This window comes from Pseudomonas sp. NA-150, assembly GCF_044336365.1.
Taxonomy (GTDB): Bacteria; Pseudomonadota; Gammaproteobacteria; order Pseudomonadales; family Pseudomonadaceae; genus Aquipseudomonas.
In genome coordinates this window covers 5,750,147-5,774,343 of the sequence record NZ_CP172305.1, presented here as the reverse complement: position 1 = coordinate 5,774,343, position 24,197 = coordinate 5,750,147, and the positions used below count along the sequence as shown (strand labels likewise).

The window sequence follows — 24,197 nt, the reverse complement described above, 5'->3', positions numbered from 1 at the left end:
TTGGCTCCTTGAGGTCGGCGGCGACTGCTAGTCTTCTTTGCCTTTTGTACGCACGGCGCGCTGCAGCTCGCGGTCGGAATCGCGTTCACGCTCGGTATGGCGCTTGTCGTATTCCTTCTTGCCCTTGCCCAGTGCAATTTCACACTTGATCAGGTGCCCCTTCCAGTACATGGCAAGAGCAACGCAGGCATAGCCTTTTTGCTGAACCGAGGTCGTGATCTTTTCGATCTCGCGCTGGTTGAGCAATAGTTTACGGGTGCGTGTAGGGTCGGCGATGACGTGCGTGCTGGCTGTCGTCAGCGGCGAAATATGGCTGCCCATCAGCCACGCTTCGCCATCCTTGAGCAGCACATAACTGTCAACCAACTGCAGCTTGTTAGCACGCAGACTCTTTACTTCCCAGCCAGCCAGGACCAGACCGGCCTCGAACTTGTGTTCGATGAAGTAATCGTGACGCGCCTTTTTATTTTGCGCGATGGTCCCTGTGGGGTGTTTCTTGAGCTTAGCCATAGGGGACGCATTATAGGGAGTCGGTGCGCTGTCGGCTACGGTCAACCTGCGTGCTTGAGCCGCTTGATTGAATCCCGGACAATGCGCGCACTTTTTACTGGCTTGATGTTCGTCACCTTGCGCATCATGCTGCCGCTCGGCATCCCTTTTACGTATGCCGATACGCTTTGGAAATGACGCTGACATGACTACGCATATTCAACGCTCGGCCCTGTTGCCTTACCCGGCGCAGGCGCTTTACGACCTGGTGAACGATGTTCCTCGCTATTCGGAATTCCTGCCGTGGTGTTCCTCGGGCGTGGTGCTGGAATCGAGTGACACGTCCATGCGCGCTCGGGTAGACATCGCCAAGGGCGGTCTCAGTCAGCATTTCGTGACGCGCAATAACCTGGTGCCGGGGCAAAAAATCGAGATGAACCTGGAAGAGGGGCCGTTCAGCCAATTGCACGGCATCTGGACCTTCAAGGCTTTGGGCGAGAAAGCCTGCAAGATCAGCCTTGATCTGTCTTTCGATTATTCCGGCTCAATCGTGCGCGCCACCCTGGGGCCGCTGTTCAATCAGGCGGCCAACACCTTGGTCGATGCGTTCTGTCAGCGGGCCAAGCAACTGCATGGCTGATCAATTGATCGAGGTCGAAGTGGTGTATGCCGCTGTCGACCGGCAGTTGTTGCTCTCCTTCGCTGTGCCCGTCGGCACCCATGTGCGTGATGCGCTGCGGGTTTCGGGCATTGCCGAGCACTTTCCTGAACTGGATCTGGCGCATTGCGCCGTCGGTATTTTCGGAAAATCGCTAAACAACGCCGAGGTTCATCAGTTGTTGGCAGGGGATCGGATAGAAATTTATCGACCGCTGCTCGCCGATCCAAAAGAAGTCCGGCGTTTGCGTGCTGCCAAAGCGGCGCAGGCGAAGAGTCAGGGCGACGTGTAGCTGGTTTTTTGTATCAGCAGATTTAACAGGCGTAAAAAAGCCCGGCATGCCGGGCTTTTTTGATGCTGCTATCAGCGGGTGTCGAATTATTGCGGGTTGGTTCGCAGAGGTTCCTGCGTGGGTACCGGTGCAGTTTCGACCTTGTCCACGTCATTCTGGATCTGCTCAAGCAGCGAGCCAGGCTTCGGCTTCGGCTCGGCTTTGGCCGGAGCAGCTTGTTCGCCTTCAGCTTTTGCTGGCGCAACGGACGTGCCGCTGTCCTTGCCCAGAATCGCTTCATCACGGCTGACGCCCGGCATGAAGTCACCGTTCAGGCTGACCAGCTTATCGTCGCCGCTGAAGATCAGCGTCATGCGTTCTTGTTGGCGTTCACCGCCCCCAGGTTGCAAGCTGTACAGATAATCCCAGCGATTGGTATGGAATGTATCGGTCAGCAAAGGGTTACCCATGATAAACCGTACTTGCCGACGGGACATTCCGGGGCGTAACTGGTCTATCATGTCTTGCGTGACGACATTGCCTTGCTGGATGTCGATTTTGTAAACCCCGGGGAATGAACAACCGGCGAGTGCGAGCAGTCCCACGAGAGTGAAACTGGTTAGCAGGAGCTTGGTGTTTTGCATCGGTGGGCGACTTCCACTATCTTGGCTGGGGACAACAAAACCCCGATCATACCCGCATTAAGAGAAGCTGCGAAGCAGCATCCGCGAGAAAGCTGACCATGGTTGAAAATAGCGAACTACGTAAAGCCGGACTTAAAGTGACCCTGCCACGGGTCAAAATTCTACAGATGCTCGATTCTGCCGAGCAACGCCACATGAGCGCGGAGGATGTTTACAAGGCGCTGATGGAAGCGAGCGAGGATGTCGGTCTGGCCACGGTTTACCGTGTTCTGACTCAGTTCGAAGCTGCCGGATTGGTGGTTCGCCACAATTTCGACGGCGGTCATGCGGTATTCGAACTGGCTGACGGCGGCCACCACGACCATATGGTCAACGTGGAATCCGGTGAAGTGATCGAATTCTTCGAAGAAGAAATCGAGAAGCTTCAGAAGGCGATTGTAGAAAAGCACGGTTACGAATTGGTAGACCACAATTTGGTGCTCTACGTGCGCCGTAAGAAGGTGTAAGCCTTCCGACGGCCGTATCAAAGGCGACCCCAGGGTCGCCTTTGTGTTTTCTATTGTCCGCGATTTGTCTGATCAGACCTTGGTCGCCACCACCATCTTCTTCGCATGAGCCAAGGACTCCTTGGTCAGGTCGATCCCGCCGAGCATGCGTGCCACTTCCTCGATACGCTCGGTTTTGCTGAGTTTGGACACGGCTGTGCGCGTGGCCTCGCTATCGCGCACCTTATGCACAAATAAATGCTGATGCCCCTGCGCTGCGACTTGCGGCAAGTGGGTCACGGTCATCACCTGGCCACGTTCGCCGAGGCGTCTCAGTAGCTGACCGACAATCTCCGCCGTCGGCCCGCCGATCCCGACGTCGACTTCGTCGAACACCAGGGTCGGTACACGCGAGGTCTGCGCGGTGATGACCTGGATCGCCAGGCTGATGCGCGACAGCTCACCACCGGACGCGACCTTGGCCAGTGCCTTCAGGGGTTGCCCGGGGTTGGCGCTGACCAGCAATTCGACCAGTTCCAGCCCGTTTGGCGACAGTTCCTTGTTGGCGTTCTCGCGCAACTCAATACTGAAGCGTCCACCGGGCATGCCTAGACGCTGGATTTCCTGCTCGACGGCACTGGCCAGATTCGGTGCGGAACGCTGACGCAAATCACTGAGGTCGCGGGCTTTTTCCTGATAATGACGGGCATAGGACGCCAGTTCGTTTTCGAGTCGCTCGATGGATTCATCGTTGGCGTTGAGGGTTTCAATCTCATCCAGCAGCTTTTGATGGAGTGCAGCGACTTCAGTAGGTTGTACCCGGTGCTTGCGCGCCAGGGTATAGATCGCGTCGAGGCGTTCTTCGATTTGTTGCAGGCGCTGGGGGTCGGCATCGAAGTGATCGAGAAAACGATTCAGCTCGCCGACGGCCTCTTCGACCTGGATCTGCGCACTGGCCAGCAGGTTAGCCGCTTCGCTCATGGCGGTCGGTGAACTGTTGACGCCGCTCAGGCGATTGAGACTGGCGGTCAGGGCGTTCAGCACATTGCCTGAATCGTTTTCACTGCACTGCTCGACGACCTGACGGCAAATGCTCAACAGGGTTTCGGCATTGGTCAGGGTTTTGTGTTCCTGCTCCAGTTCGTCGAGTTCCTTCTCACCGAGGCTGAGGTTTTCCAGCTCTTCGAGCTGATAGCTGAGCAGTTGATGGCGCGAGCGCTGTTCGTCGCCCGAGTTGGCCAGTCGCTCCAGCTCCTGGCGGGTCTGGCGCCACCTTTGCGCAGCAAGCTGCACTTGGCGGGCGAGATCGGTCGCCCCGGCGTATTCGTCGAGCAGCCGGCGGTGGGTGTCGGTCTTCAGCAGCGACTGGTGCTCGTGCTGGCTGTGGATGTCGATCAGAAACTCGCCGAGAGCCTTCAGGTCGCCTTGCGGGCATGGCGTGCCGTTGATGTAGGCGCGGGATCGGCCTTCGGCGGTAATCACCCGACGCAGGATGCAGGGACCGTCGATATCCAGGTCGCGCTCCTTGAGCCAGGCCTGGGCTTCCGGGATGTCGGCGATGTCAAAGGTGGCGAGAATGTCGGCTTTGTCCGCGCCAGGACGCACCACGCCACTGTCGGCGCGATCACCGAGCGTCAGGCCGAGGGCGTCGAGCATGATCGATTTGCCAGCACCGGTTTCGCCGGTGATGACGCTCATGCCTCGGTCCAGCTCGAGATCGAGATGTTCGACGATGGCATAGTTGTGTACGGACAGGTGCACCAGCATAAAAGCGGCTCCCAAGCGATTTGTCTGGTTATTTATACAGTGTTTTGTTTCGGGCTGACAATGCCTGTGCTTAGCTCGATTTGGTTGCTTTGAGGCATTTTTTAGTTCGCTGAGTGATCAGCCCTGACGTGCCGGGTGTGTGAAACCCGCTCGTCCGGCAAGTAAAAACAGTACGTTTGTGCAGGTTAATACCCTTGAAGCTGAAAATTAAGGCCCCATATACCGGGGCAGAAGCGCGAGTTGAGCTCGCGGACGTTATCGAAAGGAGAAAACTATGGCTGACGAACAGAATCTGGATTCGCAGACTCAAGATCAAGCCGCTGATGCGGTGTCGGGTGATGACATGGTTGCGCGTGTGCAAGTGCTTGAAGAGCAACTGGCTGCCGCGCAGGACCAATCCCTGCGAGTGGCTGCGGATCTGCAGAATGTCCGCCGCCGTGCAGAGCAAGATGTAGAAAAAGCGCACAAGTTCGCGCTGGAAAAGTTCGCCGGAGACTTGCTGCCGATCATCGATAGCCTGGAGCGCGGTCTGGACCTGTCCAACCCGGACGACGAAAGCATTCGTCCGATGCGCGAAGGCATCGAGCTGACCCTGAAAATGTTCCAGGACACCCTGAAGCGTTTTCAGCTGGAGGCGATCGATCCGCACGGCGAACCGTTCAACGCTGAGCACCACCAAGCGATGGCGATGCAAGAAAGCGCCGATGTCGAGCCGAACAGCGTGCTCAAGGTGTTCCAGAAGGGTTATCAGCTCAACGGTCGCCTGCTGCGCCCGGCGATGGTCGTGGTCAGCAAGGCAGTTGCGCCGGTTCGACCTTCGATTGATGAGCAGGCTTGAAATTAGTCTTCAGGCCCCCATTTAGAAGTCATGCGTTTAAGTGCTACCGCAATTTGTAAACGCAGTTGCGGCAACCAAATCCAAGTTTCGGGAGAAAGTTAACATGGGCAGAATCATCGGTATCGACCTGGGGACCACCAACTCGTGCGTCTCCATTCTGGAAAACGGCAGCGTAAAAGTTATTGAAAACGCTGAAGGCGCGCGTACCACGCCGTCGATCATCGCTTACGCCAACGATGGCGAAATTCTGGTTGGCCAATCGGCCAAGCGTCAGGCAGTGACCAATCCGCACAACACGCTGTATGCGGTGAAGCGTTTGATCGGTCGTCGCTTTGACGAAGAAGTTGTACAGAAAGACATTCAGATGGTGCCTTACAAGATTGCCAAAGCTGATAACGGCGACGCGTGGGTTGAAGTAAACGGCCAGAAGATGTCGCCGCCTCAGATTTCCGCTGAAATCCTGAAGAAGATGAAGAAAACCGCCGAAGACTACCTCGGCGAGCCAGTAACTGAAGCGGTTATTACTGTTCCTGCTTACTTCAACGACAGCCAGCGTCAGGCAACTAAAGACGCCGGCCGTATTGCGGGTCTGGACGTAAAACGCATCATCAACGAACCTACTGCGGCCGCTCTGGCTTACGGTATGGACAAAGCCAAAGGCGATCACACTGTGATCGTTTACGACCTGGGCGGCGGTACCTTCGACGTTTCGGTTATCGAAATCGCTGAAGTCGATGGCGAGCACCAGTTTGAAGTTCTGGCCACCAACGGTGACACGTTCCTCGGTGGTGAAGACTTCGACATCCGTCTGATCGACTACCTCGTTGACGAATTCAAGAAAGAAAGCGGCATGAACCTCAAGGGTGACCCGCTGGCGATGCAGCGCCTGAAAGAAGCCGCTGAAAAAGCCAAGATCGAGCTGTCTTCGAGCAATTCGACCGACGTTAACCTGCCGTACATCACAGCAGACGCAACCGGTCCTAAGCACTTGAACGTGAAGATCTCCCGCGCCAAGCTGGAATCGCTGGTTGAAGACCTGGTTCAGCGCACTATCGAACCTTGCCGCATCGCGCTGAAAGACTCCGGTATCGACATCGGCAAAATCGACGACGTGATCCTGGTCGGTGGCCAGACCCGTATGCCGCTGGTGCAGAAGCTGGTAACCGATTTCTTCGGTAAAGAAGCGCGTAAAGACGTTAACCCGGACGAAGCGGTTGCCATGGGTGCTGCTATCCAGGGCGCGGTATTGGCTGGCGACGTTAAAGACGTTCTGCTGCTGGACGTTAGCCCGCTGACTCTGGGTATCGAAACCATGGGTGGCGTGATGACTGCGCTGATCGAGAAAAACACCACGATTCCTACCAAGAAATCGCAAGTGTTCTCGACTGCCGATGACAACCAGGGTGCTGTGACCATTCACGTTCTGCAGGGCGAGCGTAAGCAAGCTGCACAGAACAAGTCGCTGGGCAAGTTCGACCTGGCCGAGATTCCACCGGCTCCACGCGGTGTGCCACAAATCGAAGTGACCTTCGACATCGATGCCAACGGTATCCTGCACGTCGGCGCGAAAGACAAGGCGACTGGCAAGACTCAGTCGATCGTGATCAAGGCCAACTCGGGCCTGTCGGATGAAGAAATCCAGCAGATGATCCGTGACGCTGAAACCAACGCGGATGCAGACAAAAAGTTCGAAGAGCTGGCTGTTGCCCGCAACCAGGGCGATGCACTGGTTCACTCGACGCGCAAAATGGTCAGCGACGCTGGCGACAAAGTAACTGCCGAAGAGAAGACGGCTGTCGAAGCTGCTGTTGTTGCCCTGGAAGCCGCTGTCAAAGGCGACGACAAGGCTGCCATCGACGCCAAGGTTGAAGAACTGTCCAAGGTGTCTGCACCGATTGCTCAGAAAATGTACGCCGAAGCGGCTGAGAAGCCACAAGGCGCCGGCGAACAGCACGCTGAAGAACATGCAAAAGACGACACCGTCGTCGATGCAGAGTTCGAAGAAGTGAAAGACCACAAGTAAGCGCAAGCCCACTTGTAAGCCGGTTGACCGTTTTTGAGCGGTCGCTGGTAGGATGTCGCCGCGCGGGAGCTTGCTCCCGCGTTGGCGTGTCTGGAATAGACGAATTTTTTCAGAATTTTTCAGGCTGGCGGATTTCGGTCCGAAAGCTTCGCGGCAAAGCCGGGGTGCTCCTGCATCCGGCTTGTTGTACCGCTGCTCTTCAGTGAAGGGCCGGTCAGTCGACTGACCGTTGAACCAAGACCAGGATCGTTGAATTGACGTGAGTTGGGTCCGGGCCTGTATCGGGCTCAACGAGTTTGGCAGAGCTCAGGAGGGTTATGCCGAACGTCCTCAAGAGTGCAGAAGACCTATGGCAAAGCGTGACTATTACGAAATATTGGGTGTGGAGCGTGGCTCCAGCGAAGCGGACCTGAAAAAGGCTTACCGCCGCCTGGCGATGAAACATCACCCGGATCGCAATCCTGACGATAAAGCGTCGGAAGACATGTTCAAAGAGGCCAACGAGGCCTATGAAGTGTTGTCCGACACCAACAAACGTGCGGCCTACGATCAATATGGTCATGCCGGTGTCGACCCGAGCATGGGTGGCGGCGGTGGTGGTTTCGGTGCGGGTGCCGGTGGCGCGAACTTCTCCGACATCTTCGGCGACGTGTTCAGCGATTTCTTCGGTGGCGGTCGTGGCGGCTCGCGCGGCGGTGCTCAGCGCGGCAGCGACTTGCGCTACACCCTGGAGCTGAACCTCGAAGAAGCGGTGCGTGGCACGAGCGTGAATATTCGTGTGCCGACGCTGGTCAACTGCAAGCCGTGCGACGGTTCGGGGGCGAAGAAAGGTTCGTCGCCGATTACCTGTACGACTTGTGGTGGTATCGGTCAGGTCCGCATGCAGCAAGGCTTCTTCTCGGTGCAGCAAACCTGCCCGCGCTGTCAGGGCCAAGGCAAGGTCATTTCCGATCCGTGCGATTCGTGCAAAGGCGATGGCCGCGTCGAAGAGTACAAGACCCTGGCGGTGAAAGTGCCGGCTGGCGTCGATACCGGTGATCGCATTCGTTTGTCTGGCGAAGGCGAGGCGGGTACTCAAGGTGGTCCTACTGGCGACCTGTACGTAGTGATTAATGTTCGCGAACACGCAATTTTCCAGCGCGACGGCAGCCATTTGTACTGCGAAGTGCCGATCAGTTTTGCCGACGCGGCGTTGGGCGGCGAGCTGGAAGTACCGACCCTTGATGGCCGGGTCAAGCTGAAGATTCCTGAAGGCACTCAGACCGGCAAGCAGTTCCGCTTGCGTGGCAAGGGTGTTGCGCCGGTACGCGGTGGCGGTGCAGGCGATTTGATGTGCCGCGTTGCGGTGGAAACGCCGGTTAACCTGGATCGTCGTCAGCGTGAATTGCTTGAAGAGTTCCGTACCTCGCTCGAAGGCGACAACTCGCATTCTCCGAAAGCCAGTGGCTGGTTCGAGGGTGTGAAGCGTTTTTTTGGCGACCTGTAAAGTAAGGGGCGAGTCATGCGACGTATAGCTGTGATGGGCGCTGCCGGGCGCATGGGCAAGATTCTGGTCGAGGCCGTGCAGCAGCAGGTGCCGTTGACCGGGCTGACGGCGGCCATTGTGCGTCCAGGCAGCTCGCTGATCGGCGCGGACGCTGGTGAGTTGGCGTCGCTGGGGCGTATTGGCGTGACCTTGACCGACGGCCTGGAGAAGGTGGCGGAAGAGTTCGACGTGCTGATCGACTTCACATTGCCGGAGGTGATGCTGAAGAACCTGGCGTTCTGTCGTAAGGCTGGCAAGGCCATGGTGATCGGCACTACGGGCTTGAGCGTTGCCGAGAAGCATCTACTGGTCGAAGCGGGCAAGGATATTCCAATCGTCTTCGCCGCCAATTTCAGTGTTGGGGTCAACCTGTCGCTGAAACTGCTGGAGTTGACCGCTCGCGTGCTGGGTGATGACGCGGACATCGAGATTATCGAGACGCACCATCGGCACAAGGTCGACTCTCCGTCGGGTACCGCAGTGCGCATGGGTGAAGTGATTGCCGATACCCTGGGGCGTGATCTGCAGAAGGTTGCGGTTTACGGTCGTGAAGGGCATGTCGGTGCGCGCCCTCGTGACACCATTGGTTTCGCCACCGTGCGTGGCGGCGATGTGGTGGGTGATCACACCGTATTGTTCGCCACCGAAGGCGAACGTCTGGAAATCACCCACAAGGCATCGAGCCGTATGACCTTTGCCAAGGGTGCGGTGCGTGCAGCGCTGTGGCTTGATGGCAAAGAGCCGGGTCTTTATGACATGCAAGACGTGCTGGACCTGCATTGATCGCATGATCGTGTAGTACACTGCGTGGGTTGAAGTCCATCTTCTGCATGGATTTCAACCCTGTTTCAACCCGCCTCGCGATGTCCTGTCGCATTCCCCGGCCTTTTCGGCTCATTGGCGGTAGACCAAAACACCCTTTTTCTGTAAGCTACAGCTTTAGTGTGTCCACTAAAAGCGCGCAGATAATTTCGACGAAGAAGCGGGGTGACGTGTCTATACGTCATTCCGCTTTTTTGCAACCTGCGATCGCCCTTTCAGGCTTTATTTACGGGAGGTCTTCTTGACTAAGCCAGCCATACTCGCCCTTGCTGATGGCAGCATTTTTCGCGGCGAAGCCATTGGAGCCGACGGTCAAACCGTTGGTGAGGTGGTGTTTAACACCGCAATGACCGGCTATCAGGAAATCCTTACCGATCCTTCCTATGCCCAACAGATCGTTACCCTGACCTACCCGCACATTGGTAACACCGGCACTACACCGGAAGATGCCGAGTCGAACCGTGTCTGGTCCGCTGGCCTGGTCATTCGTGACCTGCCGCTGGTAGCGAGCAACTGGCGCAACAAGATGTCGTTGGCCGATTATCTGAAAGCCAACAACGTTGTTGCCATCGCTGGCATCGACACCCGCCGCCTGACCCGCATCCTGCGTGAGAAAGGCTCGCAAAATGGCTGCATCATGGCCGGCGACAACATTTCCGAAGAAGCGGCACTGGCTGCTGCTCGCGGCTTCCCGGGCCTGAAAGGCATGGACCTGGCGAAAGTCGTCAGCACCACCGAGCGCTATGAGTGGCGTTCGGGCGTCTGGAGCCTGAAAACCGACAGCCATCCTGAGATCGCTGCCGCCGACCTGCCATACCACGTCGTGGCTTACGACTACGGCGTCAAGGTCAACATCCTGCGCATGCTGGTGGATCGTGGTTGCCGCGTGACGGTTGTCCCGGCGCAAACCCCGGCTGCCGACGTTCTGGCGCTCAATCCTGATGGCGTGTTCCTGTCCAACGGCCCTGGCGATCCGGAGCCTTGTGACTACGCGATCAAAGCGATTCAGGACGTATTGGAAACCGAGACGCCGATCTTCGGCATTTGTCTCGGTCACCAGTTGCTGGCCCTCGCTTCCGGCGCCAAGACTCTGAAAATGGGTCACGGCCACCATGGTGCCAACCACCCGGTTCAGGATCTGGACACCGGCGTAGTGATGATCACCAGCCAGAACCACGGTTTTGCGGTAGACGAAACCACGCTGCCAAGCAATGTTCGGGCGATTCACAAATCGCTGTTTGACGGCAGCCTGCAAGGCATCGAGCGTACCGACAAGAGCGCGTTCAGCTTCCAGGGTCACCCTGAAGCCAGCCCGGGCCCTACCGACGTTGCGCCATTGTTTGACCGTTTTATCGAAGCCATGGCCAAGCGCCGCTGAGCGTCGCCTTGAGATTGTAGCGAGCAGGGGTTGAGCAGGGCCCGGACGAAAGACTGTCCGGCTGATCCGCTCAACCCCCTCAGAAAATTGTTCAAGACGGCTTGCCGACTGACCTGCGGATTTGAGTGACAACCCATGCCAAAACGTACAGATATTAAAAGCATCCTGATTCTCGGCGCCGGCCCCATCGTGATCGGCCAGGCCTGTGAATTCGACTACTCCGGCGCCCAGGCCTGTAAAGCCCTGCGCGAAGAGGGTTACCGCGTCATCCTGGTGAACTCCAACCCGGCCACCATCATGACCGACCCGTCGATGGCCGACGCGACCTACATCGAGCCGATCAAATGGCAGACCGTTGCCAAGATCATCGAAAAAGAGCGTCCAGACGCTCTGTTGCCGACCATGGGTGGCCAGACTGCACTGAACTGCGCACTGGACCTGGAGCGCGAAGGCGTTCTGGAAAAATTCGGTGTTGAAATGATCGGCGCCAATGCCGACACCATCGACAAGGCTGAAGACCGTTCGCGTTTCGACAAGGCGATGAAATCCATCGGTCTCGACTGCCCGCGTTCGGGTATCGCGCACTCGATGGAAGAGGCGAATACCGTACTGGAGAAGCTGGGCTTCCCGTGCATCATCCGTCCGTCCTTCACCATGGGCGGCACCGGTGGCGGTATTGCTTACAACCGTGAAGAATTCGAAGAAATCTGCACCCGTGGTCTGGACCTGTCGCCGACCAAGGAACTGCTGATCGACGAATCGCTGATCGGCTGGAAAGAGTACGAGATGGAAGTGGTCCGCGACAAAAAGGACAACTGCATCATCGTTTGCTCCATCGAAAACTTCGACCCGATGGGCGTCCACACCGGCGACTCGATCACTGTTGCGCCAGCACAAACGCTGACCGACAAGGAATACCAGATCATGCGAAACGCCTCGCTGGCGGTACTGCGTGAAATCGGCGTCGAGACCGGCGGCTCCAACGTTCAGTTTGGCATTTGCCCGGAAACTGGCCGTATGGTCGTGATCGAGATGAACCCACGGGTTTCTCGTTCCTCGGCACTGGCGTCGAAAGCCACTGGCTTCCCGATTGCCCGCGTCGCGGCCAAACTGGCGATCGGCTACACCCTCGACGAATTGCAGAACGAAATCACCGGCGGCAAGACCCCGGCTTCCTTCGAGCCTTCGATCGACTACGTGGTGACCAAGCTGCCACGTTTCGCCTTCGAAAAATTCCCGAAAGCCGACGCACGCCTGACGACTCAGATGAAGTCGGTCGGCGAAGTCATGGCGATCGGCCGCACCTTCCAGGAATCCCTGCAGAAAGCGCTGCGCGGTCTGGAAGTGGGCGTCGCTGGCCTGGATCCGAAGCTGGACCTGAGCAACCCGGAAAGCATGAGCGTGCTCAAGCGCGAACTGACTGTGCCGGGCGCCGAGCGTATCTGGTACGTGGCAGACGCCTTCCGTGCCGGCATGTCGGTCGACGAAATCTACAGCATGAACATGATCGATCACTGGTTCCTGGTGCAGATCGAAGACCTGATCAAGGAAGAAGAGCGGATCAAGACCCTGGGTCTGGCCACCATCGACCGCGACATGATGTTCCGCCTGAAGCGCAAAGGCTTCTCCGATGTGCGTCTGGCCAAGCTGCTGGGCATTACCGAAAAAGCCCTGCGCCGTCATCGCCACAAGCTTGAGGTGTACCCGGTCTACAAGCGCGTTGACACTTGCGCGGCCGAGTTCGCCACCGACACCGCTTACATGTACTCCACCTACGAGGAAGAGTGCGAAGCGAACCCGTCGACCCGCGACAAGATCATGATCCTCGGCGGCGGTCCTAACCGTATCGGCCAGGGCATCGAGTTCGACTACTGCTGCGTACACGCGGCCCTGGCGCTGCGCGAAGACGGGTACGAGACCATCATGGTCAACTGCAACCCGGAAACCGTCTCCACCGACTACGACACTTCCGATCGCCTGTACTTCGAACCAGTGACCCTGGAAGACGTGCTGGAAATCGTCCGCGTCGAGAAGCCAAAAGGTGTGATCGTTCAGTACGGCGGCCAAACCCCGCTGAAGCTGGCGCGTGCACTTGAAGAAGCCGGCGTACCGATCATCGGCACCAGCCCGGATGCCATCGACCGTGCGGAAGACCGTGAACGCTTCCAGCAAATGGTTGAACGCCTGAACCTGCGTCAGCCGCCAAACGCCACCGTGCGCAGCGAAGACGAAGCGATTCGTGCCGCTGGCAAGATCGGTTACCCGCTGGTGGTGCGTCCGTCCTACGTGTTGGGCGGTCGTGCGATGGAAATCGTGTACGAAGAAGAAGAGCTCAAGCGCTACCTGCGTGACGCGGTCAAAGTGTCCAACGACAGCCCGGTATTGCTCGATCACTTCCTCAACTGCGCCATCGAAATGGACGTGGATGCGGTCTGCGACGGCACCGACGTGGTGATCGGCGCAATCATGCAGCACATCGAGCAGGCAGGCGTTCACTCCGGTGACTCCGCGTGCTCGCTGCCTCCGTACTCGCTGCCTGCGCACATCCAGGACGAGATGCGTGAGCAGGTCAAGAAAATGGCCCTGGAACTGGGTGTGGTCGGCTTGATGAACGTCCAGTTGGCGCTGCAAGGCGAAGACATCTACGTCATCGAAGTCAACCCGCGCGCCTCGCGTACCGTGCCGTTCGTGTCCAAGTGCATCGGTGTTTCCCTGGCAATGATCGCGGCTCGCGTCATGGCTGGCAAAACCCTGAAGGAAATTGGTTTCACCAAGGAAATCATTCCGAACTTCTACAGCGTCAAAGAAGCGGTGTTCCCGTTCGCCAAGTTCCCGGGTGTTGACCCGATCCTCGGCCCAGAGATGAAGTCCACCGGTGAAGTCATGGGTGTGGGCGACAGCTTCGGTGAAGCCTTTGCCAAGGCCCAGATGGGCGCCAGCGAAGTACTGCCGACTGGCGGCACTGCGTTCATCAGCGTGCGTGACGACGACAAGCCACTGGTGGCGGGCGTTGCACGTGACCTGATCAACCTTGGCTTCGAGATCGTCGCCACTGCGGGAACGGCCAAGCTGATCGAAGCGGCCGGCTTGAAAGTGCGCCGTGTGAACAAGGTGACCGAAGGTCGTCCGCACGTTGTCGACATGATCAAAAATGACGAAGTCACGCTGATCATCAACACCACCGAAGGTCGTCAGTCGATCGCTGACTCGTACTCCATCCGTCGTAATGCTCTGCAGCACAAGATTTACTGCACCACCACCATTGCTGCGGGCGAGGCCATCTGTGAAGCGCTTAAGTTTGGTCCCGAGAAGACCGTGCGCCGCTTGCAGGATCTACATGCAGGGTTGAAAGCATGATCAAGTATCCAATGACCGTCGAGGGCGCTCGCGCCCTCGAAGAAGAACACGCTCACCTGACCAAGGTAATTCGCCCCAAGCTCAGCCAGGACATCGGAACTGCGCGTGAGCTGGGCGACCTCAAGGAAAACGCTGAATACCATGCTGCTCGTGAGCAGCAAGGTATGGTTGAGGCGCGTATCCGTGATATCGAAGGTCGCATGCAGAATGCGGTGATCATCGATGTCACTACGATCCCGCACACCGGCAAGGTGATTTTCGGCACTACGGTTGAAATCGTTAACGTTGAAACCGACGAGAGCGTCACCTACAAAATCGTGGGTGAGGACGAGGCGGACTTCAAGCAAGGCAAGATTTCGGTGGGTTCGCCCATTGCCCGAGCCCTGATTGCCAAGGAAGAGGGTGATACGGTGGCCGTTAAAACGCCAAGCGGCGTGATCGAGTACGAGATTGTCGAAGTCAGCCACGTTTAATCAGCGTCGCCCGTCTCGTGCGGGCGCCATTATCTGGCAGGTTTCCCAGACATTATGGGTGGGAGGCCTGGTACTGCTACACATTGCGATGTTGACCGTGCTCGAACAGACAGGCCTTGCGCCGTTGCTGATCGACGAAGTGGCCAGTTTATCGGGTGCGTTGCTGGTAGGGTTTGCGTCGTTTTGCGCGGCGCTACAGATGGTGGTGCTGGTACAGGCAGAGCGCCTGTCGAGTCTTTGGCTCGATATGCGTGGGCAGTTGTTGATGATTGCGATGTTGGCGTCAGCCAGTCATTACGTGCTGTATCGATGGTTGCCAGGTGCGGCTCGCTGGCAATTGTTGAGCTATCTGGTGCTGGCGTTGGCTGGCTTGTTGCTGGTCATTCAGCCTGTACCGGGTAGAAACGGCAGGGCGCGCGATGCGCGCCCCTGACCGATTTTGTTAACCGTGTGCGCGATGGACGTTGGACAGTAGCTTGTTTACCTTGAGATTCTTGCGGTAAATCAATGCCATTTTGCCAATGACCTGGACCAAATCCGCTTTGCCGACCTTGCACAATTCTGCAATGGTCGCCAGACGGCTTTCGCGATCGAGGATGTTGAGCTTGATTTTAATCAGCTCGTGATCGCCCAATGCGCGTTCGAATTCGGCTAACACACCTTCAGTCAAACCATTATCAGCCACAATCAATACCGGTTTCAGATGGTGGCCAATGGATTTGTACTGTTTCTTCTGCTCCTGAGTGAGCGGCATAATCTGACCCCTGCGTCTGATCTTGTAAAAAGCGGCGGCCAGTTTACCCGAGCGAGTCCGGGACCGCCCAGTTAATCGCGACTCGTTTATTTTTGAGGTGCCCTGTGGCCCGTTCCAAAACAAGCCATAACTGGTTGAAAGAACACTTCGATGACCCGTACGTCAAAATGGCGCAAAAAGACGGGTATCGCTCACGTGCCAGCTACAAGCTGCTGGAGATTCAGGAAAAGGACAAATTGATCCGTCCTGGGATGACCGTTATCGACCTTGGCGCTGCGCCAGGTGGCTGGTCGCAAGTGACCAGTCGTCTGATTGGTGGTCAGGGTCGCCTGATCGCGTCGGACATCCTCGAAATGGACAGCATCCCTGACGTCACCTTTATTCAAGGCGATTTCACCGAGGACGCGGTACTGACACAAATCCTCCAGGCTGTCGGTAATACTCAAGTAGACCTTGTGATTTCCGACATGGCCCCCAATATGAGTGGATTGAGCGCTGTCGATATGCCGCGCGCGATGTTCCTCTGCGAATTGGCGCTTGATCTGGCTGGCCGGGTACTACGTCCGGGTGGCGATTTTCTGATCAAGGTCTTTCAGGGCGAAGGCTTCGATGTGTTCCACAAGGACATCCGCAAGCTGTTCGACAAGGTACAGATGCGAAAGCCGTCGGCTTCCCGTGACCGCTCCCGTGAGCAATATCTCCTGGGTCGTGGTTTCCGTGGTGTCGAAGGTTCTGCAAGCGATGAGCGGCTTTGAGGCAAGTCGATAGCTTTTTTTAAATAGCCTTGTCAATGAAGCATAAACGACCATCATGTAGTCAAAGTTTCACAAAGGGTTACAGACGACGCCTGCCACACCTAGTAGGTAATGTAGTAAGTTAGGCCGGTGAATATCATGCGAGGCACGCTCCATGCGTGGAGCTTGCTTCAGAGGGTAGCTAATTGAACGATATGGCAAAGAATTTGATCCTGTGGTTGATCATCGCCGCTGTCCTGGTGACAGTGATGAACAACTTCTCCAGCCCAAACGAGCCGCAAACCCTCAACTACTCCGAGTTCATCCAGCAGGTTAAGGATGGCAAGGTAGAGAAGGTTGCCGTCGATGGTTTCGTCATCACCGGCAAGCGCGCGGACGGCGATACGTTCAAGACCGTTCGTCCGGCCATCCCGGATAACGGCCTGATCGGTGATCTGGTCGACAACAACGTGGTCATCGAAGGCAAGCAGCCAGAGCAGCAGAGCATCTGGACTCAACTGCTGGTCGCCAGCTTCCCGATCCTGGTCATCATCGCTGTCTTCATGTTCTTCATGCGACAGATGCAAGGTGGTGCCGGTGGTAAAGGCGGGCCCATGAGCTTTGGCAAGAGCAAAGCGCGCCTGCTGTCTGAAGATCAGGTCAAGACTACGCTTGGCGACGTTGCCGGTTGCGATGAAGCCAAGGAAGAAGTGGGCGAGCTGGTCGAGTTCCTGCGTGATCCGGGCAAATTCCAGCGGCTGGGTGGGCGAATTCCGCGCGGTGTGCTGATGGTCGGCCCTCCAGGTACTGGTAAAACCTTGCTGGCCAAGGCCATCGCGGGCGAAGCCAAGGTTCCGTTCTTCACGATTTCCGGTTCTGACTTCGTTGAGATGTTCGTGGGTGTTGGTGCAAGCCGCGTCCGTGACATGTTCGAACAAGCCAAGAAACACGCTCCATGCATCATCTTCATCGACGAAATCGACGCCGTCGGTCGCCATCGTGGCGCTGGCATGGGTGGCGGTCACGACGAACGCGAGCAGACGCTCAACCAGTTGCTGGTAGAGATGGACGGCTTCGAAATGAATGACGGCATCATCGTCATCGCTGCAACTAACCGGCCTGACGTTCTCGACCCTGCGCTGTTGCGTCCGGGCCGTTTCGACCGTCAGGTGGTGGTTGGCTTGCCGGATATTCGTGGTCGGGAGCAGATTCTCAAAGTTCATATGCGCAAAGTGCCGATGGGCGAAGACGTTGCTCCGGCAGTGATCGCTCGTGGCACACCTGGTTTCTCCGGTGCTGACCTGGCTAACCTGGTCAACGAAGCTTCGTTGTTCGCTGCTCGTACCGGCAAGCGCATCGTTGAAATGAAAGAGTTCGAACTGGCGAAAGACAAGATCATGATGGGCGCCGAGCGCAAATCCATGGTCATGTCCGAGAAAGAGAAGCAGAACACCGCTTATCACGAAGCCGGTCACGCCATTGTCGGTCGCGTCGTGCCTGAACATGACCCGGTTTATAAGGTATCGATCATCCCGCGCGGTCGTGCGCTGGGTGTGACCATGTTCTTGCCTGAAGAAGATCGTTACAGCCTGTCCAAGCGTGCATTGATCAGTCAGATCTGCTCGCTGTACGGTGGCCGTATCGCTGAAGAGATGACCCTTGGTTTCGACGGTGTCACCACGGGCGCTTCCAACGACATCATGCGTGCAAGTCAGATTGCCCGGAACATGGTGACCAAATGGGGCTTGTCGGAAAAACTCGGTCCGTTGCTGTACTCGGAAGACGAGGATGGCGGGTTCCTCGGTGGTCGCGGCGGCAGCCAGAACACCAGTTTCTCCGGTGAGACTGCCAAACTGATCGACTCGGAAGTACGCAGCATCATTGACCAGTGCTACGGTACGGCCAAGCAGATCCTGACCGACAACCGTGACAAGCTCGATGCCATGGCAGACGCGCTGATGAAGTATGAAACCATCGATGCCGAACAGATCGATGACATCATGGCTGGTCGCACTCCTCGCGAGCCGCGTGATTGGGGGCAAGGTGGTTCGGGGACTGGTACTCCGGTAGCACCTCTGGATCCACGTCCAGAAGCCCCTATCGGCGGACCAGCTGCTGAAATCTAAGGCCTGACATGACTTCTGTGTTGTACCCAACCCGGTTGCCTTGCGGCAGCCGGGTTCTTGATTTGGCCCATACGCACGTCATGGGCATCCTCAATATCACTCCAGACTCCTTTTCGGACGGTGGCCGCTTCAGCCAGCGTGATGCAGCCTTGCGTCACGCCGAGGCAATGGTGGCCGCGGGTGCGACCCTGATCGACGTCGGGGGCGAATCGACGCGTCCTGGCGCTCGTGTGGTCACCCCTCTCGAAGAGCTCGAGCGTGTGGCGCCTGTGGTTGAGGCGCTGAATCGGGAACTCGATGTCGTGATTTCGGTCGATACCTCCACGCCAGCGGTCATTCGCGAGACGGCGCGTCTCGGCGCTGGCCTGATCAACGATGTCCGCTCGTTACGTCGTGAGGGGGCTCTGGAAGCCGCTGCGGCTACCGGTTTGCCGGTGTGCCTGATGCATATGCTCGGCGAGCCGGGTGATATGCAGGACAATCCACATTACGACGATCTGGTTGGTGAGGTCGGTGCGTTCCTGCTTCAGCGTATGGAGCAGTGCGAGTCGGTCGGCATTCCTCGGGAGCGGATTATTCTCGATCCCGGATTTGGCTTTGCCAAAAACCTTCAGCACAACCTGAGTCTGTTCAAGCATATGGAAGCGCTTCATGTGTTTGGCAGGCCGCTATTGGTAGGCGTTTCGCGCAAGAGCATGGTTGGTCTGGCGCTGGGGCGACCGGTGAGTGAGCGTTTGTCCGGCGGCCTGGCGCTGGCTGCCATGGCCATGCTCAAAGGCGCACGAATTTTACGCGTGCACGATGTAGCCGAAACCGTCGACGTGGTGCGGATGATTGCCGCTGTCGAATCGGCCGAATAAGAATGAAGGAGCATCTATGACTAAAAAATATTTCGGTACTGACGGCATTCGTGGCCGGGTGGGCCAATTCCCGATTACTCCCGAGTTCATGCTCAGGCTGGGTTGGGCCGCCGGGATGGCGTTTCGTCGCCTGGGTGCCTGCCGGATTCTGGTCGGCAAAGATACGCGGATCTCCGGCTACATGTTTGAGTCGGCTCTGGAAGCCGGGCTTTCGGCCGCGGGCGCTGACGTCATGCTGCTGGGCCCGATGCCGACTCCGGCGATTGCTTACCTGACGCGGACCTTTCATGCTGAAGCCGGCATTGTGATCAGCGCTTCGCATAACCCGCATCACGACAATGGCATCAAATTTTTCTCGGGGCAGGGCACCAAGCTCCCGGATGACCTGGAAGCGATGATCGAGGAGTTGCTCGATACGCCGATGACCGTGGTCGAGTCGGAGAAGCTCGGCAAAGTGTCGCGGATCAACGACGCGGCCGGCCGTTACATCGAGTTTTGCAAAAGCAGCGTTCCTACCAGCACCAATTTTGCCGGGCTGCACGTGGTCATCGACTGCGCGCACGGGGCGACCTACAAAGTTGCGCCGAACGTTTTCCGTGAGTTGGGCGCGAAGGTCACTGTGCTGTCGGCTCAGCCGAATGGCCTGAACATCAACGAGGACTGCGGTTCTACCCATATGGGCAACCTGCAGGCCACGGTCCTGGCGGAGCATGCCGATCTTGGCATTGGTTTCGACGGCGACGGCGATCGCGTGCTGATGGTCGACCACACCGGGACAATCGTTGATGGTGATGAGTTGTTGTTCATCATCGCGCGTGATCTGCAGGAGCGTGGCAAGCTTCAGGGGGGTGTCGTCGGTACGCTGATGACCAACCTGGGTGTCGAACTGGCGCTCGCTGATTTGAATATTCCGTTCGTGCGGGCCAATGTCGGTGACCGCTACGTGACAGCAGAGCTGCTTGAGCGTAATTGGCAGCTTGGTGGTGAGGGGTCGGGCCATCTGGTCTGCTTCCAGCACACCACGACGGGCGATGCGATCATTGCGGCGTTGCAGGTCATTCTGGCGCTTCGGCGTCGTGACGAGAGCCTGGCACAGTCGCGGCAAACCTTGCGCAAATGCCCTCAAGTACTGGTGAATGTACGGTTTGCCGGCGGCGTCGACCCGGTCGAGCACCCAGCGGTAAAAGAAGCGTGCGCGCGTGTTACGGCCGCCATGGCGGGTCGTGGTCGCGTGCTGTTGCGCAAATCCGGCACAGAGCCGTTGGTGCGGGTCATGGTCGAAGGTGACGATGAAGCACAGGTTCGCAGCTACGCCGATGAGCTGGCAAAAGTGGTTACTGAAGTTTGCGTCTGATTTCGGCTTGCCAGTGTTGTTGCGGTTGGGTAACATCTGCGCCCACTTTGACCGACGAGGTACAGCATGCGTCGCCTGATGGTAGCTGGTAACTGGAAGATGCACGGTACCCGCGCCAGCGTCGCTGAGCTGATAGAGGGCCTTCGTAATCAGGCCCTGCCGAGCGGAGTTGAAGTCGCGGTATTTCCGCCTTGCTTGTACACCAGTCAGGTTGTTGACGGGCTCAAGGGCAAGGCGATTGCAGTAGGTGCGCAGAATTCTGCGGTAGAGCCATTGCAAGGCGCGTTGACCGGTGAGATTGCACCGAGTCAGCTGGTCGATGCAGGTTGTACCCTGGTGCTGGTAGGTCACTCCGAGCGTCGCCAGATCATGGGCGAAAGCGACGAGTTCCTGAATCGCAAGTTTGCAGCAGCTCAGGCGTGTGGTTTGACGCCGGTGTTGTGTATAGGGGAAACCCTGGAGCAGCGCGAAGCAGGCAAGACGCTTGAGGTTGTAGGGCGTCAGCTTGGCAGCATCATCGACGAGCTGGGTGTCGGTGCTTTTGTAAATGCAGTCATCGCTTATGAGCCGGTCTGGGCCATTGGCACCGGATTGACTGCATCGCCCCAACAGGCGCAGGAAGTGCACGCAGCGATTCGTGCGCAGTTGGCGGCAGAGAATGCTGAGGTCGCACAAGGCGTGCGACTTCTTTATGGCGGCAGCGTGAAGGCGGCCAATGCGGCTGAACTGTTCGGCATGCCGGATATCGATGGGGGGCTCATTGGTGGAGCTTCCCTGAATGCAGATGAGTTCGGTGCGATTTGTCGCGCCGCGGGAAACTGAAAAAATGCTGGAAACAGTCGTAGTCGTTTTTCATCTGTTGAGCGCTCTGGGCGTTATTGTTCTGGTATTGCTGCAGCAGGGTAAAGGTGCGGATGCAGGTGCGTCTTTCGGTGCAGGTGCTTCAAATACTGTATTCGGAAGCCAAGGTTCTGCTACCTTTCTTAGTAAGTTTACTGCTATACTTGCCGCAGGTTTTTTCATAACCAGCTTGGGGTTAGGTTACTTTGCTAAAGAGAAAGCTCACCAGCTGACTCAAGTAGGTTTGCCTAATCCAGCAGTTCTGGAAGCACCAAAGCAAGCTCCGGCAGCAAGTGATGTGCCGGTCCTCGAAGCGCAAAAGCCAGCGGTTAATCCTGCTGACGTACCTCAAGCGCCAGAGAAGAAGTAATACGGGATTGAGCGGTTGAAGTTAGACCGCTAAAAAGTTGTATTGCCGAGGTGGTGGAATTGGTAGACACGCAACCTTGAGGTGGTTGTGCCCATAGGGTGTAGGGGTTCGAGTCCCCTTCTCGGTACCAATTAGTCAGGAAAGCCCGCAGTAGCGGGCTTTCTTGTCGGTGGAGGTTTGATTGACCCTGAAAGGGATCAGTCGTATACTTCCGCCCCAGCTTTGTCGCGGGGTGGAGCAGTCTGGTAGCTCGTCGGGCTCATAACCCGAAGGTCGTTGGTTCAAATCCAGCCCCCGCAACCAGTTTTAGCGGAGCCCCTTTTTAGGGGCTTTTTGTTAGCTGGACAGTTTATAACGCCGCTATTCAACGGCGTTTTCAGGGATGGGCGCTTCGCCCATTTTTTATTTGCATAGCATGCACGAGGGGGTTCAGGTGTCGAGCAAGCTAGAACAGTTGCAGGCCTTGTTGGCCCCGGTGGTCGTGGCCCTTGGCTATGAATGCTGGGGTATTGAGTTTTCGGCTCAGGGTCGCCATTCACTGTTGCGTATTTATATCGATAAAGAAGGCGGTGTTTTGGTGGATGACTGCGCCATCGTCAGCCGTCAGATCAGCGGAGTTCTGGATGTTGAAGATCCGATCTCGGTTGAATACACCCTTGAAGTTTCTTCTCCTGGCATGGAACGCCCGCTGTTCACGCTCGAACAGTTTGCCTTGCACGTCGGCGACCAAGTGAAAATCAAGCTGCGTTCGCCCTTCGATGGTCGTCGCAACTTTCAGGGCCTTCTCCGCGGGGTGGAGGAGCAAGACATCGTGGTGCAGGTGGATGATCACGAATACTTGTTGCCGATCGACTTGATCGACAAAGCCAACATTATTCCCAGTTTTGACTGAGACGCGGATCCCGCGGATCCAATGGCTTGCGAAAGGCGAGGCGTACGATGAGCAAAGAAGTACTGCTGGTTGTTGAGTCGGTGTCCAATGAAAAGGGCGTTCCGGCCGGTGTCATTTTTGAAGCGCTGGAGCTGGCTCTTGCCACCGCTACCAAAAAGCGTTTTGAAGATGAAGTTGAATTGCGTGTGGAAATTAACCGCCACACCGGTAATTACGAGACTTTCCGTCGCTGGACAGTCGTCGAGGAAGCCGATCTTGATGATCCGGCTATCGAAACCTGGCCGAGCAAGGTCGCGGAAACTCATCCTGGCGCTAAAGTCGGCGATGTTGTCGAAGATAAAATCGACTCGATCGAATTCGGTCGTATCGCGGCTCAGACTGCCAAGCAAGTCATCGTGCAGAAAGTTCGCGAAGCCGAGCGCGCTCAAGTTGTCGACGCTTATCGCGAGCGCTTGGGTGAAATCATTTCCGGCACTGTTAAAAAGGTTACGCGTGACAATGTCATCGTCGACCTGGGTAACAACGCCGAAGCGCTGCTGGCGCGTGAAGACATCATTTCGCGGGAGACTTTCCGCGTCGGTGTCCGCGTTCGCGCACTGCTGAAAGAAATTCGCACTGAGAACCGTGGCCCTCAGTTGATCCTGTCGCGTACTGCGCCAGAGATGCTGATCGAGCTGTTCCGGATCGAAGTGCCAGAGATCGCCGAAGGTCTGATCGAGGTGATGGCTGCCTCTCGTGACCCGGGTTCCCGTGCAAAGATCGCTGTTCGCTCCAAGGACAAACGAATCGACCCGCAAGGCGCGTGCATCGGCATGCGTGGTTCGCGCGTCCAGGCCGTTTCCGGCGAGTTGGGCGGCGAGCGTGTTGACATCGTGCTGTGGGATGACAACCCGGCGCAGTTCGTGATCAACGCCATGTCGCCTGCTGAAGTGGCGGCAATTATCGTCGACGAAGATGCCCATGCAATGGACATCGCCGTTGGCGCAGACAATCTGGCTCAGGCCATTGGTCGTGGTGGTCAGAACGTGCGTCTGGCTAGCCAATTGACTGGCTGGACCCTGAACGTGATGACCGAATCGGACATCCAGGCTAAGCAGCAAGCAGAAACCGGCGACATCCTGCGCAACTTCATCGACGAGCTGGAAGTCGACGAAGATCTGGCTCAGGTGCTGGTCGATGAAGGCTTCACCAGCCTGGAAGAGATTGCCTACGTACCGGTGGAAGAAATGCTCAACATCGACGGCTTTGACGAAGATACCGTCAACGAGCTTCGCGCTCGGGCCAAGGATCGCCTGTTGACTAAAGCCATCGCTACTGAGGAAAAGCTGGCAGACGCCCATCCGGCCGAAGACCTGCTCTCGCTTGAGGGTATGGACAAGGATTTGGCGATGGAACTGGCGGTGCGCGGCGTAATTACCCGCGAAGACCTGGCCGAGCAGTCTATTGACGACCTGCTCGACATCGACGGCATTGACGATGATCGTGCCGGCAAGTTGATCATGGCCGCCCGAGCCCACTGGTTCGAGTAATTAGGCGC

The 24,197-nt window shown here is 57.1% G+C and carries 23 protein-coding genes and 2 tRNA genes; 21 read left to right on the top strand and 4 right to left on the bottom strand.

The genetic code is table 11. The features are described 5' to 3' along the window. Positions 1-27 precede the first annotated feature (27 nt). Entirely contained in the window at positions 28-510 is a 483-nt protein-coding gene (smpB, locus tag ACF0H7_RS27155; protein WP_397449907.1) for an SsrA-binding protein SmpB, read from the bottom strand. Between the two features lie 184 nt (positions 511-694). On the opposite strand from smpB, the gene ACF0H7_RS27150 reads away from it, so the two are divergent. Then, positions 695-1,129 carry a type II toxin-antitoxin system RatA family toxin gene (locus ACF0H7_RS27150; protein WP_397449906.1) on the top strand — a complete coding sequence of 145 codons (435 nt, stop codon included), beginning with the start codon at positions 695-697 and terminating at the stop codon, positions 1,127-1,129. Beyond that, positions 1,122-1,439, top strand: coding sequence for an RnfH family protein (locus ACF0H7_RS27145; RefSeq protein WP_397449905.1), 318 nt, complete (start codon positions 1,122-1,124; stop codon positions 1,437-1,439). Before ACF0H7_RS27150 ends, ACF0H7_RS27145 begins: the two co-directional genes overlap by 8 nt. 86 nt (positions 1,440-1,525) lie before the next feature. Here the strand turns inward: ACF0H7_RS27145 and ACF0H7_RS27140 are convergent, their stop codons facing one another. Further along, positions 1,526-2,062: an outer membrane protein assembly factor BamE gene (locus tag ACF0H7_RS27140; protein ID WP_397449904.1), complete on the bottom strand. Its 537-nt coding sequence runs from the start codon at positions 2,060-2,062 to the stop codon at positions 1,526-1,528. 98 nt (positions 2,063-2,160) lie between these two features. Here ACF0H7_RS27140 and fur point away from each other — a divergent pair, with 98 nt between their 5' ends. Beyond that, positions 2,161-2,568, top strand: coding sequence for a ferric iron uptake transcriptional regulator (fur, locus tag ACF0H7_RS27135; protein ID WP_397454033.1), 408 nt, complete (start codon positions 2,161-2,163; stop codon positions 2,566-2,568). A gap of 72 nt (positions 2,569-2,640) precedes the next feature. Here the strand turns inward: fur and recN are convergent, their stop codons facing one another. Beyond that, entirely contained in the window at positions 2,641-4,314 is a 1,674-nt protein-coding gene (gene recN, locus ACF0H7_RS27130; RefSeq protein ID WP_397449903.1) for a DNA repair protein RecN, read from the bottom strand. Positions 4,315-4,588: 274 nt separating this feature from the next. On the opposite strand from recN, the gene grpE reads away from it, so the two are divergent. The 8 genes from grpE (at position 4,589) to ACF0H7_RS27090 (ending at position 15,163) form a co-directional block, all read left to right on the top strand. Beyond that, positions 4,589-5,152: a nucleotide exchange factor GrpE gene (grpE, locus tag ACF0H7_RS27125; RefSeq protein ID WP_397449902.1), complete on the top strand. Its 564-nt coding sequence runs from the start codon at positions 4,589-4,591 to the stop codon at positions 5,150-5,152. Positions 5,153-5,255: 103 nt separating this feature from the next. Beyond that, the gene (gene dnaK, locus ACF0H7_RS27120; protein WP_397449901.1) at positions 5,256-7,175 is read left to right on the top strand and encodes a molecular chaperone DnaK; all 1,920 of its coding nucleotides are present in this window, start codon (positions 5,256-5,258) and stop codon (positions 7,173-7,175) included. Between the two features lie 349 nt (positions 7,176-7,524). Beyond that, complete coding sequence (gene dnaJ, locus ACF0H7_RS27115; protein WP_397449900.1) at positions 7,525-8,661, top strand: molecular chaperone DnaJ; 1,137 nt, start codon at positions 7,525-7,527, stop codon at positions 8,659-8,661. Positions 8,662-8,676: 15 nt separating this feature from the next. After that, a complete protein-coding gene (gene dapB, locus ACF0H7_RS27110; protein ID WP_397449899.1) occupies positions 8,677-9,483 on the top strand; it encodes a 4-hydroxy-tetrahydrodipicolinate reductase in 807 nt (268 codons plus the stop codon). Positions 9,484-9,763: 280 nt separating this feature from the next. Beyond that, entirely contained in the window at positions 9,764-10,900 is a 1,137-nt protein-coding gene (carA, locus tag ACF0H7_RS27105) for a glutamine-hydrolyzing carbamoyl-phosphate synthase small subunit (protein ID WP_397449898.1), read from the top strand. A gap of 135 nt (positions 10,901-11,035) precedes the next feature. Beyond that, positions 11,036-14,257 carry a carbamoyl-phosphate synthase large subunit gene (gene carB, locus ACF0H7_RS27100; protein WP_397449897.1) on the top strand — a complete coding sequence of 1,074 codons (3,222 nt, stop codon included), beginning with the start codon at positions 11,036-11,038 and terminating at the stop codon, positions 14,255-14,257. Continuing rightward, on the top strand, positions 14,254-14,730 hold the full coding sequence (greA, locus tag ACF0H7_RS27095; protein WP_397449896.1) for a transcription elongation factor GreA: 477 nt from the start codon (positions 14,254-14,256) through the stop codon (positions 14,728-14,730). The genes carB and greA overlap by 4 nt, the downstream gene beginning before the upstream one ends. A gap of 28 nt (positions 14,731-14,758) precedes the next feature. Beyond that, positions 14,759-15,163, top strand: coding sequence for an MFS transporter (locus ACF0H7_RS27090; RefSeq protein ID WP_397454032.1), 405 nt, complete (start codon positions 14,759-14,761; stop codon positions 15,161-15,163). A gap of 9 nt (positions 15,164-15,172) precedes the next feature. On the opposite strand, the gene ACF0H7_RS27085 is transcribed toward ACF0H7_RS27090, so the two are convergent. Next, entirely contained in the window at positions 15,173-15,484 is a 312-nt protein-coding gene (locus ACF0H7_RS27085; RefSeq protein ID WP_397449895.1) for a YhbY family RNA-binding protein, read from the bottom strand. A 104-nt stretch (positions 15,485-15,588) separates the two neighbouring features. Here ACF0H7_RS27085 and rlmE point away from each other — a divergent pair, with 104 nt between their 5' ends. The 10 genes from rlmE to nusA all read left to right on the top strand — a co-directional run bounded on the left by rlmE (position 15,589) and on the right by nusA (position 24,189). Continuing rightward, positions 15,589-16,239, top strand: a complete 651-nt coding sequence (rlmE, locus tag ACF0H7_RS27080) for a 23S rRNA (uridine(2552)-2'-O)-methyltransferase RlmE (protein ID WP_397449894.1) — start codon at positions 15,589-15,591, stop codon at positions 16,237-16,239. Positions 16,240-16,433: 194 nt separating this feature from the next. Next, a complete protein-coding gene (ftsH, locus tag ACF0H7_RS27075) occupies positions 16,434-18,344 on the top strand; it encodes an ATP-dependent zinc metalloprotease FtsH (RefSeq protein WP_397449893.1) in 1,911 nt (636 codons plus the stop codon). An 8-nt stretch (positions 18,345-18,352) separates the two neighbouring features. After that, the gene (gene folP, locus ACF0H7_RS27070; RefSeq protein WP_397449892.1) at positions 18,353-19,204 is read left to right on the top strand and encodes a dihydropteroate synthase; all 852 of its coding nucleotides are present in this window, start codon (positions 18,353-18,355) and stop codon (positions 19,202-19,204) included. A 16-nt stretch (positions 19,205-19,220) separates the two neighbouring features. Beyond that, positions 19,221-20,558 carry a phosphoglucosamine mutase gene (gene glmM, locus ACF0H7_RS27065; RefSeq protein WP_397449891.1) on the top strand — a complete coding sequence of 446 codons (1,338 nt, stop codon included), beginning with the start codon at positions 19,221-19,223 and terminating at the stop codon, positions 20,556-20,558. 66 nt (positions 20,559-20,624) lie between these two features. Continuing rightward, on the top strand, positions 20,625-21,380 hold the full coding sequence (gene tpiA, locus ACF0H7_RS27060) for a triose-phosphate isomerase (RefSeq protein WP_397449890.1): 756 nt from the start codon (positions 20,625-20,627) through the stop codon (positions 21,378-21,380). A 4-nt stretch (positions 21,381-21,384) separates the two neighbouring features. Next, positions 21,385-21,768 (top strand): preprotein translocase subunit SecG, encoded by a 384-nt coding sequence (secG, locus tag ACF0H7_RS27055; protein WP_397454031.1) that lies wholly within the window; start codon positions 21,385-21,387, stop codon positions 21,766-21,768. Between the two features lie 44 nt (positions 21,769-21,812). Then, a tRNA-Leu gene (locus tag ACF0H7_RS27050) sits at positions 21,813-21,898 on the top strand. 96 nt (positions 21,899-21,994) lie between these two features. Then, positions 21,995-22,071 (top strand) — tRNA-Met (locus tag ACF0H7_RS27045). Positions 22,072-22,201: 130 nt separating this feature from the next. Beyond that, positions 22,202-22,660 carry a ribosome maturation factor RimP gene (gene rimP, locus ACF0H7_RS27040; protein WP_397449889.1) on the top strand — a complete coding sequence of 153 codons (459 nt, stop codon included), beginning with the start codon at positions 22,202-22,204 and terminating at the stop codon, positions 22,658-22,660. A 47-nt stretch (positions 22,661-22,707) separates the two neighbouring features. Continuing rightward, positions 22,708-24,189, top strand: a complete 1,482-nt coding sequence (nusA, locus tag ACF0H7_RS27035; protein WP_397449888.1) for a transcription termination factor NusA — start codon at positions 22,708-22,710, stop codon at positions 24,187-24,189. Positions 24,190-24,197 lie beyond the last annotated feature (8 nt).